This is a genomic window from Ensifer sp. (genome assembly GCF_035999185.1).
In the GTDB taxonomy this organism is placed as follows: Bacteria; Pseudomonadota; Alphaproteobacteria; order Rhizobiales; family Rhizobiaceae; genus Ensifer.
Genome location: NZ_DASYHB010000099.1, coordinates 59,203 through 75,864 on the forward strand (window position 1 = coordinate 59,203; position 16,662 = coordinate 75,864).

Consider the following 16,662-nt stretch of genomic DNA (forward strand, 5'->3'; position numbering starts at 1 on the left):
GCATATTCGGATCTGCGGCGATGGCCTCGTCGAGCAGCGCTCTTCTCTCTTCATTTCCCCGCGCCAAAATTTTTTCAGAAAATATTCGACAGTGCTGTCGGCACCGCCTTTTCCCGTTCGTCATTTAGACAGGCAAGCCAATCTGGCTTCCGTCACCAGAGCGGGATAGGAAAAAAATCCGCGTGGGTCTTTTGCCCGCAACCTGCTCTACCTATTTGGGTTTCACCACGCCGGCACCCCCAGAGGTCACGAGGACCGGGACCGGTGTGACAGAGGAGAATGGACAATGCGCGTAGTGGTTTTTGTAAAGGCGACCGAGGACAGCGAAGCGGGCAAGATGCCTTCGACCGAGCTTCTGGAAGCCATGGGCAAGTACAACGAGGAACTGGTCAATGCCGGCATCATGCAGGCGGGCGAGGGGCTGCATCCTTCGTCGCGCGGCGCCCGCGTCGCCTTTGACGGGGCAAATCGCATGGTCATCGACGGCCCGTTTGCCGAGACCAAGGAACTGGTCGCCGGCTTCTGGATCTGGACCGTCAAGGACATGGACGAGGCAATCGCCTGGGTGAAGCGTTGCCCGAACCCGATGCCGGGCCCGAGCGAAATCGAAATCCGTCCGGTCTTCGAGGCCGCCGATTTCGGCGACGCCTTGACGCCGGAAATCGCCGCCCGGGACGAGCAGCTGCGCGAGAAGATCGCCAACCAGTAAGGACATCAATCCCTAGACGTTTAAGGGTGGGCTTGCCCATCACCCGATCCCTCTCCCTGCCACGCGGGGAGAGGGAAAAATGCGACGATGCTGTCGTCGGCGATCCGCCTCAAGTATTTCCCGTAGTGATTGTATTAACCATGTTTGGTTACCTCTTTTCAGGGGCTTTAACCGGAGTGGGGCAATGGTCAGGGCGAGCGGTTTCGTCATTTTTCTTCTTTCAAGTGTGCAACTGGCGGCGGCGGCCGATATCGACGGTCCGCTGGTTGGGCCGCAGGACGCCTATGAGGTGCCGGTGGAGCAGGCATCGGGCGGCATCACCGGCTATATCGAGGGTTCCTACGCCGCCGGCGTCGATACACCCGGCGATATCGATACGGACGCATGGGACCTGCGCGGGGCTGTAAACTTCAATGCCGGCGCGGGCATGAACCTGCAGGTCGATCTCGGCTATACGCGCGCTTCTTACGAGGATGCCGATACGAACAGCTATGACGGCGCGCTGCACGGTTACTATCGCAACGATCTCTATGCCGCGGGTCTCTTTGTGCAGGCGGCACGCCTCGATCCGGGCATTGGCGTCGACCTCAACGATTACATGGGCGGTGCCGAAGCGGCCTATTTCCTCGATACCTGGACGCTGCATGGTGCGGTCGGCTATGGCCAGGCGACCGTGCAGGACTTCGACGACATCGACGCCAACCACTACATGGGTTCGCTCGGCGCCCGCATCTACGCGACCGACAATCTGCGCTTCGACGTCGATGGCTCTCTCCATCGCATCAGCGAGGACGACATCGACTACGATCTGCGCAGCCTGAAGCTGACGGCGAACTACCGGCTGGAGACCGTGCCCGTCACGCTCTTTGCCGGCTACAAATACACCAACGAGGAGCTGTCGGGCTTGAGCGCCTCGGTCTCCGGCGACACGAGCACCATTTTCGGCGGCCTGCGCTTCTCCTACGGTTCCGCGACGCTGAAGGAAGAAGAGCGCCTCGGCCCGGTCTGGTCCAGCAACCGCCTGTCGTTCTGACCTGAAAGCCCGGCAGTCGTAAGCCATCCCGTGCTGCCCCGCATATCGGGGCGGCCGCAAGGGTTGGCACGGCGGGGCGGCGACTTTCTTTTCAACGTGAAGTTCAGCCGCCACAATGTCTGGTGGCGTTTATTAGCGTGTGCTAACCTCCCGGCGCCAAGAGAGCAAGAGGGAGGCGAACATGGATCTTACACGTCGTGCCGTCGCTTTGGGAGGCGCTGGCCTGCTGGCGTCAGCTTCGTTTTTACCCGCGAATGCGCTGGAATCGCCACTTTTCGACCCGGTCGAGGCTGCCGACGATTTCTGGCTCGCGGTGGAGGCCTATATCTACGGCTATCCGCTGGTGACCACGGAAATGACCCGGCGGGTCGTCACCAATGTCGCGCAGCCCGAAGGCAGCAAGGGGCCGATGGGCCACATCATCAAGCTCAGGCAATACCCGAACGCGTCCTTCAAGGACGTCACGGCGCCCAATGCCGATACGCTCTATACGACCGCCTTCGTCGATGTGGGCAAGGAACCGTGGGTGCTGTCGATCCCCGACATGAAGGATCGCTTCTTCCTGTTTCCGATGCTCGACGGCTGGACGACGGTGTTCCAGGTCCCGGGCAAGCGGACGACCGGCGGAGGGGCGCAGGCCTACGCGATCACGGGTCCGGGCTGGGAGGGCAGCCTCCCGGACGGTGTCACCGAATACAAATCGTCAACCAGCATCGTCTGGATCCTCGGGCGCATCTATTGCGATGGCACGCCGGAGGATTATGCGGCGGTGCATGCGCTGCAGGATGAGTGCAAGCTTTGTCCGCTCAGCGCCTATGGCAAGGACTGGACGGCGCCGGCCGGCAAGGTCGATCCGTCGATGGACATGAAGACGGCGGTGCGCGAGCAGGTCAACCGCATGGACGCGGTCGAATATTTCACGCTGCTTTGCGAGCTGATGAAGACCAATCCGCCGACGGCGGCGGATGGCGAGGCGGTGGCCAAATTTGCCGAGATCGGCATCGTGCCCGGCAAGGATTTCGACAAGAACAAGCTCGATGCGGCCTTCGTCTCACGCATTCCCCCCATGGCGTTCCATCGTATCATGCTGCACTTCAAGTTCAGCGATGGCGACGTGCAGAACGTCAACGGCTGGGGCTTTACCACCAAGACCGGCATCTACGGCACCAACTATCTGCAGCGTGCGCTGGTCACGGCGATCGGGCTTGGCGCCAACCGTCCGCAGGATGCGATCTATCCGACGTCGCTGAGGACCAAGGACGGCCTGGTCTCGCGCGCCTACAACGGCGCCAACACATACGTCGTCACCTTCCCCAAGGGGCAATTGCCACCGGTGCGCGGCTTCTGGTCGATCACCATGTACGACGAGAACTATTTCTTCGTCGACAATCCGCTCAACCGCTATTCGATCAGCGCCCGGGTAGGCCTTAAGGAAAACCCGGACGGTGCGACCGAGATCTACATCCAGAATGAATCGCCCGGCAAGGACAAGGAAAGCAACTGGCTGCCGGCACCCAAGGGCAAGTTCATCCTGATGATGCGGCTCTATTGGCCCGACGACAGCCCGCCGTCGGTTCTCGACGGCTCGTGGAGCATCCCGCCGGCCAAGAGGACGGGGTAGGCAAGCGATCCACGCTAACCGGGAGGTGGCGGGTACCGGCCAACATGAGCGGCTGCTGAAGAAGTTTACCAAGGGGTAAAAGTGGGTCGTGGCACATCCACTTTCGGGGTGGCTCCTGTATTTGGTCCTCCGGCCGGTATCCCGTACTAGAACTGGCGAGAACACGCTCTGCTTGGCTAGCCTAAAGAGGTGTAAGAATTAGGCTCGTAGGATAGCGGGCATCCGAGACTTGCATCATTCGGATAGCCTCTGGAGTGCGAGTAAAATCGCTGATGGATCGGGGATCAACTGGTCAATGAGTAATCTCATCGTATCGTTCCTGCAGGAAGGCGTTTATCTGCGAACGGCGAGCCGCCTCGACGAACTCCAGCATCCGCTCTAAATCGGCATCCTCGAGGACGAGCATGTAGCCTCGACCATCGTTTGCTGCATCACGGCAGGCAGCAATTATTCGCGCTCTGTTTTCGAGCCTGCGACATACCATGATGCCAAAGAATCCCCGTTGATGTCCGAACCTTGAGGTCAACTGATCGAACTCGGGATTTGCAACGTCTTTCGTATAGTTCTTGCATTCGATCATCACGCTGATGGCGCGCGTTTGCGGCGCCTGTAGCATCCGAAGGAAGAATCCACTCTCGCCGGATGTCGTAAATTTGATGTCGATCCGCTTTCTACCCTCATGAATTTCGCGCTCTTTCACTGGGCAAATTAGCTGCGGGTAGAAAAGAAACGTGCATATACCCATCGCTATACGATGATATTCGCCCGCGCTGGCGTTGCCACTGGCAACTTGCGAAAGGCGGTCAATTAGCGCGCGGGCGAAGGCTGTTTCGTCGAAGTCCTCTTCAAAATCTCTTGATCTAAGCGGCCCTTTCGCGCCCTTTAGGCGCTTATATGCTTCCAATACTTCGGGATGCTGTTGCACGAATGTGGCCAGTTCATCCTTGACGAAGGGATGACGCTCTTTGACAGATTTCTTCGTGACATAGGGTGTTCCATCTTTGAATGTCTGCACCAATGCGCTTCGGCTGTCCAAATATTCTTGCCGAAGAAACGCGATCATGTGGTGGTTCCAAAATTCTTGGCTGTTTAGTGAAAGCGCTCGCCGGACCGAGAATTTCGGTACAAGCAGGACTGGCATTCCGTTCGCAATCGGCAGGTCGTAATATTCTGCTTGCCAATCCAATCGGTCGATTGACCAGTGTGGCCCAAGACTTCCGACCCGCTGCGTGGGAACACCGAGAAGGTCGCACTGATTTTTCGTATAGGTTGCGAGCTTTCCGCGTAGAATGTTCGTGGTCAGGTCCGAGATTGTATCCGGTCCAACGCCATTGATGAACAATTCTGCCTCTGAGATGTCTGAGAGTAACCCAGTGCTGAAAGCTCGGCTTTGCCGAAGAGCTCGCGCCAGGTCATTGGCTTTTCCCCGTCCAACTCCTCTTCCGCTCGGAAGGCCAGAGGATTGCCCTAGAAAGGTCTCGTTTGGCTCATGCAAATTTCCTAGAAGATGCTCCGCCCTGCCAGTATTTTCGGCGCGCAAGGCATCGAGTACTTCATTGAAAAAAGAGCGAATATGATCGCCGCAACTCGCAGACCATTCATCGTCTCGAATCTGAATGGCGTAGGGGTCTAAATAGAGTTTATTGTCCGTGGTTACATCAACGTCCACGAAATCTAACTCTGCTTGTGAAAGATTGCCCCCAAATACAGAAAAGAATCTCATTAAGTCCTCACGATGTTGATGCAATGTAGGGTGGCATAGCGCCAAAATCAATCAGAAGTACACGCGCTTGCGCTCTGAAAGTGAAGTTAACAAGGGGGCTGGATTTGGGGATCCCCGCACGTCTCCGAGGAAGGCGGGCACCTGCACATGTTTGTTGCTCTGCTAGCGGGCGCTACTGCCAACAACGACTCTGGTCTGGCTCCCTGACCATTCTAGTCGTTGCTAAAACGCGATAATTGTCGGAAGCTCTGCTTCACCAACCGGGCCATGCCAGACTATGACAGCAGCCTCGATCACCGGACTTGCTCATCGCGGCGATGCCCGCATCTGCCGCGGGTGCTGGGACCAGATGCATGTGCCGATCCCGATCCGCGGGCCCCTGGCGCTGCCGTTTCGGGCCTTCGGCATTACCCGCAGCAAGATGAACCCCAACATCTGCACGATCTGCGAGCGCTCCTTCCGTTACGTGAAGAAGCAGAGTCACGTTGCGGCAAGCGCGACCATCCTCTTCGCCGACATCCGCGGCTTCACCCATCTGTCCGAGCGGATCGAGCGGGTGAGGCTCAGCCAAATCGTCAGCCTGTTTCAGGACCGCTGTGCGGAAGGCATCTGGGCGCATGACGGCATCGTCAACAAGACGATGGGCGACGGGCTGATGGCCATCTTCAATTTTCCGATCGTCAGGAAGGATCACGCGGAAGCGGCGATCCGGGCGGCGCTCGACATCCAGCGGCTCTGCGCGGACGCACTTGGCAGCCTGGATCTTGACTGGCTGGGTGGGCAACCGCTGGGCGTCGGTGTCGGCATCCACTCCGGCGATGTCGAGATCGGCGAGTTCTCGAGCTTCCGCAGCGACTTCACCGCGATCGGCGGCACCGTCAACCTCGCGTCGCGGCTTGAATCCCAGGCCGAAGCCGGCGAGATCCTGCTTTCGCCGGAGACGGCCATGCAGGCAGGCGCATTGGCGGCGGATGCGACAACACGGCTGCTGACGCTCAAGGGCATCGAGCAGCCGGTGGAGGCGAGGGTGCTCGATCATTTCATTGTTTCGTCGAAACAGTGAAATGATCTAATTCTCTGCTATTACGCGATTCCGGACGGAAAACCGTTCTACATTTTTCCTGGAATTGCTCCAGTGAAACGCGGTTGAGCTTCGCCGCGCCGTTTGCCGGCTACAGCGCACCCTCATCGGCAACCGAGGTCACCTCGGCAACCTTGCCGCCGGAGACGAGGCAGCGCCATTTGGCGCGCTCGGGGCCGACCCCGATGATCACCGCGCTATTGGCCTGAGACATGTCCGAGCTCAGGGTCACGACGTCGGGGTTGTTGGTCTGCTTGGCGACGGCCTGTTCGCAGGCGCGTTCATCGGGCGGGTTTCCGCCGCGCAGTGCCGCCGCCGTCGCCTCTGACGTCGAGGGCCGTGGCGGCGTCGACGATGCCGACGTTCCCGAGCAGGCCGATAGGCTGAGCAGGGCTGCGAGTGGTGCGATTGTGCGGATCAGATTTTGCATGGCCGTTCCCGTTCTTGGAGCGAACGATCGCTCCCGGCTGATTTTTTCTCAGCTTTCCATGAAATCGTGCGTTGATCCAGTGTCGGGTTCGTCTGTTGCGGCAGCGTCACGCTACGCCGTTTCCCGACTGATCAAAGCCGGGCCGCGATCTTCCGGCTTCGCGCCTTGCGCTTTAAGCCGTTGATTTCTCGCCTGTCGTTATCACAGAACCGCTGCGCGAAACGCTTCAGAACCAGAGGTCGCGCGCGCATTTGCCATCGGAGGGCAGGTCTTCAAACGTGTCGAAGCCATCGAAGCGATTGACGGGCAGGTCGGCGACCAGCTCGGGTGCCGTGTGTCTCAAGTTGACGGCCATGCGCCGGCGGCCCTTGTCGTCGATCTCAAGGCTGCGCCAGGCGAGAACACCGGCACAGGTCGGGCAAAAGCGGATCTCGAGCGTGGGCTCCGCCTCGTCGGCGCGGATATAGGACGCAGTCTTGCCGGTGAGCGTGATGCGTTCGCCTTCGTAATCGTAGGCCCAGAGCGCCCCGTGCCGCCGGCACATCGTGCAGTTGCACACGACGATCCTGCCGGGGTCGCCCTCAAGCGTCCAGTTTGCGCCGCCGCAGTGGCATGAGCCCTTGAGCATGGGTGGAAATCCTCCGGTTGATGCGGGAGCGCGATAGTGCACCAACGCTTGCTGAACGCAACCGGTTCCTGAGGGTTTGCTGTCTCGTTTCCCGGACGCAGACGCCGGAAGCGGCCCACGGGTTTGACAGGCGCGAGCCGATCTGAGGCTCAGTCGTCTTGCGGCTCGAGCAGCGAGGTCTTCAATTGGCGCGTCTGATCAGGAAGCCCGTGCCGCGCCCGATTGGCGGGCCGTGTCGTCGAGCGAAAATGAACGGGATCCCAGAGGTCCCATCCGATCCGATGCAGTTCCCGGAAGTCCATTTCGGACAGATTGCTCATTGCCGATTTCCTTTTCTTGCGCGCGCGGCCGCGGGCTGTCTCGGATCGATCGATCCGCACCACCTTTTCCTTGCCCAGCCTCGCATTCGACCTCACAGGTCCCTTCTCCCCGCGGGGGCGGGAAGAAGGGACCTTGCGGCGCTCTCGGCGTCCACATCCTTGCGTTCGGGCATGGCTCCTGTCGCTGGGCGGGCGGAAGGAGCCGGATGGTAGCGGAGCCGGGCGCTCGCCGCGTTCCCTCTCTCCGGGGCAAGGAGAGAGGGCAGAGAGGGTAACGGCAAGCGTTGTGGCCGCATTCGGCCGGGCAAAGGCGTCAATATAAGACTGGTTCTGAAGTCGTTTCCGGTTCGTCGGACCCAAGCCGACGGATGCGTCTCTCGGGAAGGTGCGTCCTTCTCCGACGGGCGGATTGCGACAACATTGCGCGCGCTTTGATGGAGCAAAAATTTAAGGGCAGACGGCCCATATCAATCCTCGTCGAGGATGCGCGGCTCGGGATCGCCTTCCCATTGGAAGGTGATGGTGCGGCCCTGGCGGATGTTCTGGATAACGGCCGGGCGGAAGACGGCGAGGCATTCGCCGAGGGGATCGCGCGCGGAGGGATAGATCAGGCCGTTGCCACCCTCGGCAAGGATCATGGCGGCAAGCGCCTGGCCGGCGGGATAGGCGGTGGCCGTGTCCGGGTCGAGATAGGCGGCACCCGTTTCGCCGCGCGCATCGTGGAAGCGGCAGGTAAAACCGGCGATCAGTTCTCGGTAGCGGCCGATGTCGTGGAAGCTGCCGGCTTCTCGCAGCGCCCGGGTGCGGTGATAGACGATCTCCGCCTCGCAGGTCTGAAGCGCGCGCGGCCCGAAGGCGCAGTACCAGGCGCCGCGCTCCTCGCCGTTGAAGCGGTTGCCGGGCGGGCGCGCGTGGCAGAAGGCGGCGTTGATCATCGACCAGCCATAGCCGTAGGATGCGTTCAACAGCTCGGCCGGATCGACGCCTGAGGGAAGGGCGAGAGGGCTCAGCCGCGCCGAGGTCATCGCCTCCAGCCGGTTGAGGATCTCGATCTCGTCATCGTCGTCCGCAAGCGGCTTGACCGCGGGCTCGTTGATGTAGGCGGTGGAGATCAGCCTGACGGTCGCCGGCTCGTTGAAGTCGATTTCGGGAAGCATGGGCCGGGCGATCACAGGCCGCCGCGCAGGCCGTCGAGGTAACGCCGCACCTTCAACATCACCGGAATGCCGCCCTCGATCATCAGCTCGACCGGCGCGCGACCGTAAAACAGCGGGCCCGAATTGACCGCCTTTGGCCATTGATAGGTGAGCGGCCCGTTGAAGAACAGCCGCAACCCCTTGAAGATGCCAACGATCAGGCTCGCGCGCATGCGCTTGTCCTGGTCGAGCCGGCCCTTGAAGTCGCCGGCCTTCATCCGATTCCAGGTGGCGATCGGCACGTCGAAGAGCTGGGCTGCTTCCCTGTTCGTCAGGTTCCAGAGGTCGCAGGCCTTCACCACAGCCTTGACGATCACCGCTTCCTCATGCCGGGCGGCGGCGCGATCGGGAGCAAAAGCCGGTTGGGCGTTGGTCATTGCCGTCTCCTATGAACTGCCGTTGTGTATCATATGATATGAAATGGCGATGTTGGGCGGGAAGTCAAGGGGGGTGCGGTGCACGGAGTGAGGAGAAGCGGCCCCTCATCCCCCTGCCGGGACCTTCTCCCCGTCAAGACGGGGAGAAGGAGAGTTGCCGCGCCCGCCCGCAACTTTCGCCATACGCTGGCGGTAGCCGGGATGAGCCGCGCGTGCCACACGTCTCCTTCTCCCCGTGACTACGGGGAGAAGGTCCCGGCAGGGGGATGAGGGGCTTCTCGTCGACGGTGCGCGCCCCGAGGGACAAGCCTCAAAAGCTGTTGCGGCTTTCGCTCCTTGGATCGCCGTCCACCTGATGCGGCGCGTAGAGATCGCCGCGCGCCTTGCGGCGCCAGGGACGTGCAAGGTTGCCCGGTTCGATCCGGATATCGGCGATGGCAATGGCGGGGGAGCCGTCCGTCGGGCAGAGCGCGGCCCACTGACCGCCCGGGGCGGCGATGCCCGACGGCGCGATCACGCTCTGCGGCGCGTGTGCCGCGTAGCTGACCCAAAAGCTGTTGCTTGCAGCGTGTCCCAAAATCTCTGCGGCGAAGGGTGGTGCCGCGGACGGCGTTTCGCCGGTGGTTGAGAACAGCACGCAGTCGGCGTCGAGGCGCTCGTATTCGGTGAAGAGTTCCGGATAGTGGGTCTCCATGCCAAGCGCGCAGCCGAAGCGGATGCCGTCGACGTCGAAGGTGACAGGGCTCTTGCCCGGTGTGTACATGAACGAGATCTTGGTGTTGGAGAGCATGCGCTCGTCGTAGCGCGTCACCAGTTCCCCGCGATCCGAGACGACGTAGAGGCTGTTGTGCGGGCGGTTTGGCGAGGTCAGCCGATGAACCGAGCCGAAGACAGTCCAGAGACGCAGCTCGCCCGCAAGCCTTATGCTCGCGTCCAGCTCCTCGCGCAGAACCGCCCATTCGAACCGGGTCCAGTCGGACGGGCCGACTTCTGCGGGGCCGATCTCCGACATGATGCGCTTGTTGGGCGCGCATGTGGCGCCCTCGGGGAAATGCAGGAGCCGCGCGCCGGCGTCCCGAGCCTGCCGCATCAGCACCCGCATCTCCGCACCCGCGGCGCGAAGGGTGGATACGTCGCGCGGATCGGTGAACAGCGCGGTCTGGGCGACGGCAATGCGCAGCGTTCGGGCGTCAAGCGGCGCCGGCGGCGGCTGACGGAAATGTCGGAGGGCTGCGCTATAGGATTCGCCGGTTTTAGCGGCGCGCGCGCGGACACGGCGCTTGAAGTTTCGGTTTTGCGTCATTGTCAGGCCTTTCACGTCCCGGACGCACGTTCCCCAGCAACCACGCCCGAGATGATCGGACCAGGACAAGCGACCCGAGACGAAAAGTCCCTTTGCCTCCATTCTAAGACCCTGCTGGGGAAGGCCGTGGGAGGTTGGGCGCGGGGTCACGCCGGAATGGGAGCCTGTCCAATCGGTTGCGATTCGTCAATCGCGGCGCTCGGGTGGGGCGAGGTGCTGCGACCGGCAAGAGCCTTGCCCATCACGCCAATTCGATTTTACTCGGGCGACAACCGTCGATAGGCTTTCGGGCTTGTTGATGGGAGTAAGAGCCATGAAGCGCGCACTTGCAGCGATCGCATTCGCCCTGGCCTGTTCCGGCACGGCGACTGCGCAGGACACCAGCATGAGTTTCTTCGTCACCAGCGTTAACCCCGGCAAGGGCGGCGATCTCGGCGGCCTTGCCGGCGCGGACGCCTATTGCGACACGCTCGCCAAGGCGGCGGGATCGTCGGGCAAGAGCTGGAAAGCCTATCTTTCGACGGATGCGGAAAACGCCAAGGACCGGATCGGCGCCGGGCCATGGTACAACGCCAAGGGCGAGAAGATCGCCGATGACGTGGCATCGCTCCACAGCGACAAGAACAACCTGACCAAGCAGACGGCGCTCAACGAAAAGGGCGAAGTGATCAACGGGCGCGGCGACACGCCCAACCGCCACGACATCCTGACGGGCTCCAAGGCCGATGGCACTGCGGCGGCGGAGACCTGCGGCAACTGGACGATGGGTGGCGCAGACGGCGCGGCGATCGTCGGCCATAGCGACCGCACGGGACTGAACGATTCCGCCGAAGCCAAATCCTGGAACGCCTCGCATGCGACCCGCGGCGGCTGCACGGTCGAGGCCTTCAAGGGCACGGGCGGCGAGGGGCTGTTCTACTGCTTCGCCGTAAAGTAGGGCGCCGCGCGTTCAGGTGAGCGCGAGGGGCGTTTCGACGCTCCGTCCGGTGGCGCTTGGCGGATGTCGCTTCACACATGCGGCGCGAGCAGCGACAGATCCGCCTCGCCGAGCCGGTCCTTGGCGCTCCAGAGCTGATGCCAGTAGGGGTAGATGACCGGCGGCAGGCTGACGGCGTCGAGCAGTTCCTTTTCCTCGTCGGAGAGCTTCAGGCTGGCGGCGGCAAGGTTGTCTGTAAATTGCGCTTGCGTGCGGCCGCCGATGATGACGGAGGTCACGCCCTTGCGGCCGATCAGCCAGGCCAGCGCCACTTGCGCCGGCGAAACGCCGCGTTCACTTGCTATCGCCACCAGCATGTCGACGATCTTCCACAGCCGCTCCTCGTCGCGGATCGGCGGCTCTTTCCAGCCTGCGAGCTGGCGGGTGCCGTCAGGCGTCTCGTTGCGCCGGTGCTTGCCCGAAAGCAGGCCGCCGGCAAGCGGGCTCCAGACGAGAACGCCGAGCCCCTGGTCGATCGCGATCGGCAGAAGCTCGTATTCGGCTTCGCGGGCTTCGAGCGTGTAGTGGATCTGCTCGCTGACGAAGCGCTGCCGGCCGTCAAGCGCGCTGATGCCGAGCGCCTTCATGATGTGCCAGCCGGAATAGTTGGAGCAGCCGATATAGCGGATCTTACCGGCGCGCACGAGGCTGTCGAGCGCCTCCATCGTTTCTTCGAGCGGTGTCAGCCCGTCCCATTCGTGCACCTGGTAGAGATCGATGACGTCGGTCTTCAGCCGCTTCAAGCTTGCCTCGCAGGCGGCGATCAGATGGTAGCGCGACAGGCCGCCGTCGTTCGGTCCAGGGCCCATGTTGAAGCGCGCTTTGGTCGCGACCAGCACGCCGTTCTTGCGCGTGCCTCCGAGCACCTCGCCGATGATCTCCTCGCAGGCGCCGGTCGAGTAGATGTCGGCCGTGTCGATCAGGTTGACGCCGGCATCGAGGCAGAGATCGACATAGCGGCGGGCGTCGGCAAGACCGACATTGCCGACCTCGGCGAACTTGCCGCCGCCGCCGATCGTCATCGTGCCCATGGTGATCGTGGAGATTTTCAGGCCGGAGCGGCCGAGCAGCCGATATTCCATGGTCAGGCTCCTTTGCTGGTCGATGTCGCCAGACGGGGCGAAGTGCCCCTGAAGCGCCCTTGCCCTCGCGGGGCGAGGCGTTGGGCGTAAGGTAGCGGCGCTGAGGGCGGCTGCAAGGCCGCGGACGCAAGTTGCGCGCCGACGGCTTTCGGCGGAACCCAAAAGTGACCTCCCGTTTTCTTAGGGCTGGCTCACACACGGCGAAATGGTATCGTCACGGCCGAGAGATGAGGGGAATCACTGTCATGAACCACGCCAAAAGCCTGGCTTTAGCGTCGGCTGTTGCCGCCGGCCTGACATTGGCAATCGCGCCGTCGGTGGCCGAGGCCGCCGAGAACGGCGCGGGCTTCTATCTGCTCGGTGCCCGCGGCCCGCTCGCCGGCCTGCTTGCCCCGCCCGGAACTTACTTTCAGAACGACAACTATTTCTACGTCGGCGAGCTCAAGGGCAACAAGCAGCTTCCGCTTGGTGGCGAGATAGTCGGCGACGTCAAGGCGAACCTGGTCGGCGTCTTCGGCACCGGCCTCTGGGTCCTGCCGGAGGAGATACTGGGCGGCAATCTCGGTTTGAGCGCGATCGTGCCCTTTGGCGGGCCCAATGTCGACGCGACGCTTTCCGCCCCGCGTGCCGGCCGTTCGGCGTCTGCCAGCGACTCGATCTTCACCATCGGCGACCCGGTGCTCGGCGCCTCGCTCGGCTGGCATCAGGGCGATTTTCACTGGACGGCGAATGCCAGCGTCAACGTGCCGATCGGCGACTACCAGAAGGGCGAGCTTGCCAACCTCTCGTTCAACCGCTGGGCAGGCGACCTGACCTTTGCCGGCACCTGGTTCAACCCGGAAACCGGCTTCGACCTTTCGGGTGCTGCGGGCTTTACCTTCAACGGCGAGAACCCGGCGACGAACTATCGCACGGGTACGGAATTCCACGCGGAATGGGCCGTGACCCAGCATTTCAGCCCGCAATTTTCCGCAGGCCTCGCCGGCTACTTCTACCAGCAGGTGACGGGCGACAGCGGCTCGGGCGCAAGGCTCGGCGACTTCAAGGGCCGCATCGCCGCCGTCGGCGGCACGCTCGGCTACAATTTCAAGGTGGCCGAAACGCCTGTGTCGCTGACCTTGAAGGTCTTCCAGGAATTTGCCGCCAAGAACCGCCCGGAAGGCACCGCCGGCTTCGTCACCATCGCCTTCCCGATCGGCACTCCGCCGGCGCCGGTGAAGTAGGCGGGGGCCAGCGTCCAGGCAATTCCAGGAAAAGTACGGAACGGTTTCCGCCTGACGTGGGTGATCTGACAGGGCTTTGATCGCGTGTTGCGATCCGGGCTGACTAAACCGAATCTCATGTGTCTGTAGCGCGCGTCTTCCGGGACACTCCGGCGGACGCCTTATGCCTCAGACCCGCGAGAGATTTCTACTTACAATTGGTGCGTCGCTCGCCGCTTGCCGCTCCTGTATACTTCCGCCCGTGTGCAGCGTGGGGAGGGTGGCATGAGCAATCACTATTGCCTCGGCCGGATCGACTTCGGCGTCGGCAGCTGCGCTTGCTGGTGCGTGGACCCGCCGCGAAACTTGGTTGTGTTTCTTCACGGCTTCACGGGGGCGGCCGTGGCAACCTGGCACGATATTTCTGCCAACATCCGGCGGGAGGGGCTGTTTGGCGACGCGGACATCGTGTTTCTGGGCTATGACAGTCTCTCAAGCCGTGCCGGTCCGATGAGCGGCCTGATCTACCAGTTCCTCGAGGAATTTCTTGCGGATCCCGCCAGTTTCTCCAACCGCTATCTTTATTACGCCCGCGCGAAGCGCGCGCCATTTGCCTACGAGCGCGTTCTGGTGGTTGCCCACTCGCTGGGCGGCGCGCTGATCAGGCAGGCGGCCGCGCGGCTGGCGGCCGACAACAACCCCTATACCGATCGCCTGCAGCTATTGCTCTTTGCGCCGGCACACAAAGGGTCGAACACGCTTAGCAATGTCAATGCGGCGATCGCCTCGGGCAGCATCATGGCCGCACTCAAGGTTGGCCTGTTTCGACGGGTTCCCATCCTGGAAGATCTTCCGGTGGATTGCAGATTCATCACGGATATCGAGATCGAAACGCTCAATCAGCTTTCGCTTCGGCGCCGACAATGTCTCGTCGCGACCAAGGTCCATTTCGGGCAGTATGAGAACACGGTCGAAACCAGGAATTTTGCGCAGGATCCGCATTATCGAACCGTTCCACATCGCAACCATACCGACATCTGCAAGACGGCTGCAGGCAATCGCCTTGTGATTTCGGAAATCGAGGAGTGCCTGCGGTGAGCGAGATTGCCGCCAGTGCCGATCACGATCCCTTTGACGGCTTCGATTTGAACTGCTTCGACCGGGATGACCTGCGGCTCTATTCCATGCCGGTGATCGGGAGCTGCTTTTTTCCTACACCGCTGGATATGGAACCGGCCAACACGCATCTCCTGGCTCACCTATCTTCAGACCTACAAGCTCAGGCGCTTCTACCATATCCGCAGACGCGGCATGGACTCAGGGCCTGAGGACAGCGACATCTTAAGCCTCGCACGCCAGGATCGGGCGCGCGGCAGCCTGATGTCGCCTTCCGTCGTCAGCCTGGCGCTTTTCCTGACACGCTATCGACTGCGCGTCTTCAGCGCCGACCATTACATCGATCAAATCGGCCCGTTGGACGAAGAGGGCTGGTTCAACCTCATCGATATGGCGAACCGGATCGATATCTTTCTCTGCTTCCGTCCGCGTCTGGCGGAAATACTGAAGTTGTTGCCACGGTATCCCCGCGTCGATCTTGGCGACGACGGCTATGTCTTCCTCATCGATTTCCTGTCGATACTCGGCCTGCGGTCCGAGTTCGAGGCGGGGCCTCGGCAATACTTGCAACGGAAGATCAATATCGCGCTGCAGGCCATGGACGTTGATATTGCAGCGTTGCGCGGCGATCTTTTCGAGGTTGCCAAGGAGATTGGCGCCCGCGCCATGCCTTTTGAACGGGAGAGCCAGGAAGCGTTCGACGTCAGCATCGGCCTCGTCGGCACCGAGTTGCAAACCGCCTGGGAACTCGCCCGGGTGCTCGACGTGATCGAGCCGGTGCGGGCGACCCACGGCGACACCGAGAGCGAGAGTGCGAGCACGCAGGCGAGAGGCGAAGAAGCCGCGGGCAGCGTCTGAGCCGTCACAAATCGACGACGAAGCGCTCGGGCATCAGGTTCCGATAGGGGAACATGTGGAAATAGGGACGCGCTTCGGCAAGCACGCGGCGCACGGACGGGCGCTCCAGCAAGCTTTCGAAATAGGCCGCCAGATGCGGGTGTTTTTCAGCGAAGGGTTCGACGATGCCGGCGTAGAAGAGCGCCGGCGTGGCGGCGCAATCGGCAAGGCTGAAGCTGTCGCCGGCGGCAAAGCGGTGGGTTTTGAAATGTTCGTCGGCCATGGCGTAGGCGACAGCCAGATTGGCGCGGGCGTCCGCGACGCCGCGATGGTCGTTTTCGCCCGATGGCCTCAGCGTATCGGTGACGATCTTCTGCATCGGAACGTGGATATAGAGATCGAAGAAGCGGTCCCAGAGCCTGACCTTCAGCGCTTGATCCACGTCGTCGGGAATGAGCTTCACTTTGCCGGGATAGTGGCGGTCGAGATACTCGATGATCACAGACGTCTCGGGCATCACCACGTCGCGGGCGCTGTCGGTGAGCACCGGCATCTTGCCGACTGGCCAGAGTGCTGCAAAGCGGGCTGCCTCGGCTGGATCGAGAAGATCGACGAGGCTGCTCTTGAACGGCGTTTCGTTCTCGTAGAGCGCGACCAGCACCTTGTGGCAGAAGGACGCGAGCGGATGCTGGTAAAGTGTCAGCGACATCAGGGCGATCTCCGATGCTTTCGCGCTGCGGATCATCGAGCCGCATGAGGCGCTTCGGTTCCTGGAATTCTCGCATTGCTTATTGCAAAACTGATGCTGTTTTGCAATCAGTTTCTACGCGGATGGGTGGCTGCGGTGCGGTGCGATCGCGATGAATTTGCCCATTGCCATTTGAAACCGCAAAAGCTGCCCTAGAATAAAGGGAGTGAGGGCGTCGCAACGCTCGGCGCCCGTCGTCATCGCGACAGGGGAGGATTGCCGATGCGCTGCTTCACGGTACTTGGGCCCTCGCAGACCGGAAAAACCACGCTTGTGGACA

Annotated in this window: 19 protein-coding genes; 9 read left to right on the top strand and 10 right to left on the bottom strand. The window is 61.8% G+C overall.

The features are described from left to right. Positions 1–286 precede the first annotated feature (286 nt). The 3 genes from VGO04_RS10480 to VGO04_RS10490 all read left to right on the top strand — a co-directional run bounded on the left by VGO04_RS10480 (position 287) and on the right by VGO04_RS10490 (position 3,363). Positions 287–709: a YciI family protein gene (locus tag VGO04_RS10480; RefSeq protein WP_327495883.1), complete on the top strand. Its 423-nt coding sequence runs from the start codon at positions 287–289 to the stop codon at positions 707–709. A 184-nt stretch (positions 710–893) separates the two neighbouring features. Continuing rightward, the gene (locus tag VGO04_RS10485) at positions 894–1,742 is read left to right on the top strand and encodes a hypothetical protein (protein WP_327495884.1); all 849 of its coding nucleotides are present in this window, start codon (positions 894–896) and stop codon (positions 1,740–1,742) included. A 181-nt stretch (positions 1,743–1,923) separates the two neighbouring features. Beyond that, entirely contained in the window at positions 1,924–3,363 is a 1,440-nt protein-coding gene (locus VGO04_RS10490; RefSeq protein WP_327495885.1) for a DUF1254 domain-containing protein, read from the top strand. Between the two features lie 292 nt (positions 3,364–3,655). Here the strand turns inward: VGO04_RS10490 and VGO04_RS10495 are convergent, their stop codons facing one another. Beyond that, positions 3,656–5,086: a hypothetical protein gene (locus VGO04_RS10495; protein WP_327495886.1), complete on the bottom strand. Its 1,431-nt coding sequence runs from the start codon at positions 5,084–5,086 to the stop codon at positions 3,656–3,658. A gap of 277 nt (positions 5,087–5,363) precedes the next feature. On the opposite strand from VGO04_RS10495, the gene VGO04_RS10500 reads away from it, so the two are divergent. Beyond that, the gene (locus tag VGO04_RS10500) at positions 5,364–6,149 is read left to right on the top strand and encodes an adenylate/guanylate cyclase domain-containing protein (RefSeq protein WP_327495887.1); all 786 of its coding nucleotides are present in this window, start codon (positions 5,364–5,366) and stop codon (positions 6,147–6,149) included. Positions 6,150–6,258: 109 nt separating this feature from the next. Here VGO04_RS10500 and VGO04_RS10505 read toward each other — a convergent pair whose 3' ends face one another. The 6 genes from VGO04_RS10505 to VGO04_RS10530 all read right to left on the bottom strand — a co-directional run bounded on the left by VGO04_RS10505 (position 6,259) and on the right by VGO04_RS10530 (position 10,421). Then, positions 6,259–6,597, bottom strand: a complete 339-nt coding sequence (locus tag VGO04_RS10505) for a hypothetical protein (protein ID WP_327495888.1) — start codon at positions 6,595–6,597, stop codon at positions 6,259–6,261. Positions 6,598–6,823: 226 nt separating this feature from the next. Continuing rightward, a complete protein-coding gene (locus VGO04_RS10510) occupies positions 6,824–7,225 on the bottom strand; it encodes a GFA family protein (protein WP_327495889.1) in 402 nt (133 codons plus the stop codon). Positions 7,226–7,374: 149 nt separating this feature from the next. Beyond that, entirely contained in the window at positions 7,375–7,545 is a 171-nt protein-coding gene (locus VGO04_RS10515) for a hypothetical protein (protein WP_327495890.1), read from the bottom strand. A gap of 467 nt (positions 7,546–8,012) precedes the next feature. Then, positions 8,013–8,702 carry an RES family NAD+ phosphorylase gene (locus tag VGO04_RS10520; protein ID WP_327495891.1) on the bottom strand — a complete coding sequence of 230 codons (690 nt, stop codon included), beginning with the start codon at positions 8,700–8,702 and terminating at the stop codon, positions 8,013–8,015. Positions 8,703–8,713: 11 nt separating this feature from the next. Further along, a complete protein-coding gene (locus VGO04_RS10525) occupies positions 8,714–9,118 on the bottom strand; it encodes an antitoxin Xre-like helix-turn-helix domain-containing protein (RefSeq protein ID WP_327495892.1) in 405 nt (134 codons plus the stop codon). Between the two features lie 310 nt (positions 9,119–9,428). Beyond that, positions 9,429–10,421 carry a carbon-nitrogen hydrolase family protein gene (locus tag VGO04_RS10530; protein WP_327495893.1) on the bottom strand — a complete coding sequence of 331 codons (993 nt, stop codon included), beginning with the start codon at positions 10,419–10,421 and terminating at the stop codon, positions 9,429–9,431. 313 nt (positions 10,422–10,734) lie between these two features. Between VGO04_RS10530 and VGO04_RS10535 the strand changes: the two genes are divergently transcribed. Then, a complete protein-coding gene (locus tag VGO04_RS10535; protein WP_327495894.1) occupies positions 10,735–11,358 on the top strand; it encodes a hypothetical protein in 624 nt (207 codons plus the stop codon). Positions 11,359–11,429: 71 nt separating this feature from the next. Here the strand turns inward: VGO04_RS10535 and VGO04_RS10540 are convergent, their stop codons facing one another. Beyond that, positions 11,430–12,479: an aldo/keto reductase gene (locus VGO04_RS10540; protein WP_327495895.1), complete on the bottom strand. Its 1,050-nt coding sequence runs from the start codon at positions 12,477–12,479 to the stop codon at positions 11,430–11,432. 245 nt (positions 12,480–12,724) lie between these two features. Between VGO04_RS10540 and VGO04_RS10545 the strand changes: the two genes are divergently transcribed. From VGO04_RS10545 to VGO04_RS10560, 4 genes are all read left to right on the top strand, one after another. Then, positions 12,725–13,702, top strand: a complete 978-nt coding sequence (locus tag VGO04_RS10545) for a SphA family protein (protein WP_327495896.1) — start codon at positions 12,725–12,727, stop codon at positions 13,700–13,702. Positions 13,703–13,966: 264 nt separating this feature from the next. Then, the gene (locus VGO04_RS10550; RefSeq protein WP_327495897.1) at positions 13,967–14,779 is read left to right on the top strand and encodes a hypothetical protein; all 813 of its coding nucleotides are present in this window, start codon (positions 13,967–13,969) and stop codon (positions 14,777–14,779) included. Then, the gene (locus tag VGO04_RS10555; RefSeq protein WP_327495898.1) at positions 14,776–15,009 is read left to right on the top strand and encodes a hypothetical protein; all 234 of its coding nucleotides are present in this window, start codon (positions 14,776–14,778) and stop codon (positions 15,007–15,009) included. The genes VGO04_RS10550 and VGO04_RS10555 overlap by 4 nt, the downstream gene beginning before the upstream one ends. Continuing rightward, the gene (locus tag VGO04_RS10560) at positions 14,993–15,655 is read left to right on the top strand and encodes a hypothetical protein (RefSeq protein ID WP_327495899.1); all 663 of its coding nucleotides are present in this window, start codon (positions 14,993–14,995) and stop codon (positions 15,653–15,655) included. The genes VGO04_RS10555 and VGO04_RS10560 overlap by 17 nt, the downstream gene beginning before the upstream one ends. 4 nt (positions 15,656–15,659) lie before the next feature. Here the strand turns inward: VGO04_RS10560 and VGO04_RS10565 are convergent, their stop codons facing one another. Continuing rightward, positions 15,660–16,343: a glutathione S-transferase family protein gene (locus VGO04_RS10565; protein WP_327495900.1), complete on the bottom strand. Its 684-nt coding sequence runs from the start codon at positions 16,341–16,343 to the stop codon at positions 15,660–15,662. A gap of 114 nt (positions 16,344–16,457) precedes the next feature. After that, on the bottom strand, positions 16,458–16,662 hold a 205-nt coding region (locus tag VGO04_RS10570; protein WP_327495901.1), incomplete at its 5' end, for a hypothetical protein.

Excerpts from the sequence above, each read along its gene's own strand:
- VGO04_RS10480 (WP_327495883.1), top strand. The coding sequence starts at position 287 with ATGCGCGTAGTGGTTTTTGTAAAGGCGACCGAGGACAGCGAAGCGGGC.
- VGO04_RS10485 (WP_327495884.1), top strand. The coding sequence starts at position 894 with ATGGTCAGGGCGAGCGGTTTCGTCATTTTTCTTCTTTCAAGTGTGCAA.
- VGO04_RS10490 (WP_327495885.1), top strand. The coding sequence starts at position 1,924 with ATGGATCTTACACGTCGTGCCGTCGCTTTGGGAGGCGCTGGCCTGCTG.
- VGO04_RS10495 (WP_327495886.1), bottom strand. The coding sequence starts at position 5,086 with ATGAGATTCTTTTCTGTATTTGGGGGCAATCTTTCACAAGCAGAGTTA.
- VGO04_RS10500 (WP_327495887.1), top strand. The coding sequence starts at position 5,364 with ATGACAGCAGCCTCGATCACCGGACTTGCTCATCGCGGCGATGCCCGC.
- VGO04_RS10505 (WP_327495888.1), bottom strand. The coding sequence starts at position 6,597 with ATGCAAAATCTGATCCGCACAATCGCACCACTCGCAGCCCTGCTCAGC.
- VGO04_RS10510 (WP_327495889.1), bottom strand. The coding sequence starts at position 7,225 with ATGCTCAAGGGCTCATGCCACTGCGGCGGCGCAAACTGGACGCTTGAG.
- VGO04_RS10515 (WP_327495890.1), bottom strand. The coding sequence starts at position 7,545 with ATGAGCAATCTGTCCGAAATGGACTTCCGGGAACTGCATCGGATCGGA.
- VGO04_RS10520 (WP_327495891.1), bottom strand. The coding sequence starts at position 8,702 with ATGCTTCCCGAAATCGACTTCAACGAGCCGGCGACCGTCAGGCTGATC.
- VGO04_RS10525 (WP_327495892.1), bottom strand. The coding sequence starts at position 9,118 with ATGACCAACGCCCAACCGGCTTTTGCTCCCGATCGCGCCGCCGCCCGG.
- VGO04_RS10530 (WP_327495893.1), bottom strand. The coding sequence starts at position 10,421 with ATGACGCAAAACCGAAACTTCAAGCGCCGTGTCCGCGCGCGCGCCGCT.
- VGO04_RS10535 (WP_327495894.1), top strand. The coding sequence starts at position 10,735 with ATGAAGCGCGCACTTGCAGCGATCGCATTCGCCCTGGCCTGTTCCGGC.
- VGO04_RS10540 (WP_327495895.1), bottom strand. The coding sequence starts at position 12,479 with ATGGAATATCGGCTGCTCGGCCGCTCCGGCCTGAAAATCTCCACGATC.
- VGO04_RS10545 (WP_327495896.1), top strand. The coding sequence starts at position 12,725 with ATGAACCACGCCAAAAGCCTGGCTTTAGCGTCGGCTGTTGCCGCCGGC.
- VGO04_RS10550 (WP_327495897.1), top strand. The coding sequence starts at position 13,967 with ATGAGCAATCACTATTGCCTCGGCCGGATCGACTTCGGCGTCGGCAGC.
- VGO04_RS10560 (WP_327495899.1), top strand. The coding sequence starts at position 14,993 with ATGGACTCAGGGCCTGAGGACAGCGACATCTTAAGCCTCGCACGCCAG.
- VGO04_RS10565 (WP_327495900.1), bottom strand. The coding sequence starts at position 16,343 with ATGTCGCTGACACTTTACCAGCATCCGCTCGCGTCCTTCTGCCACAAG.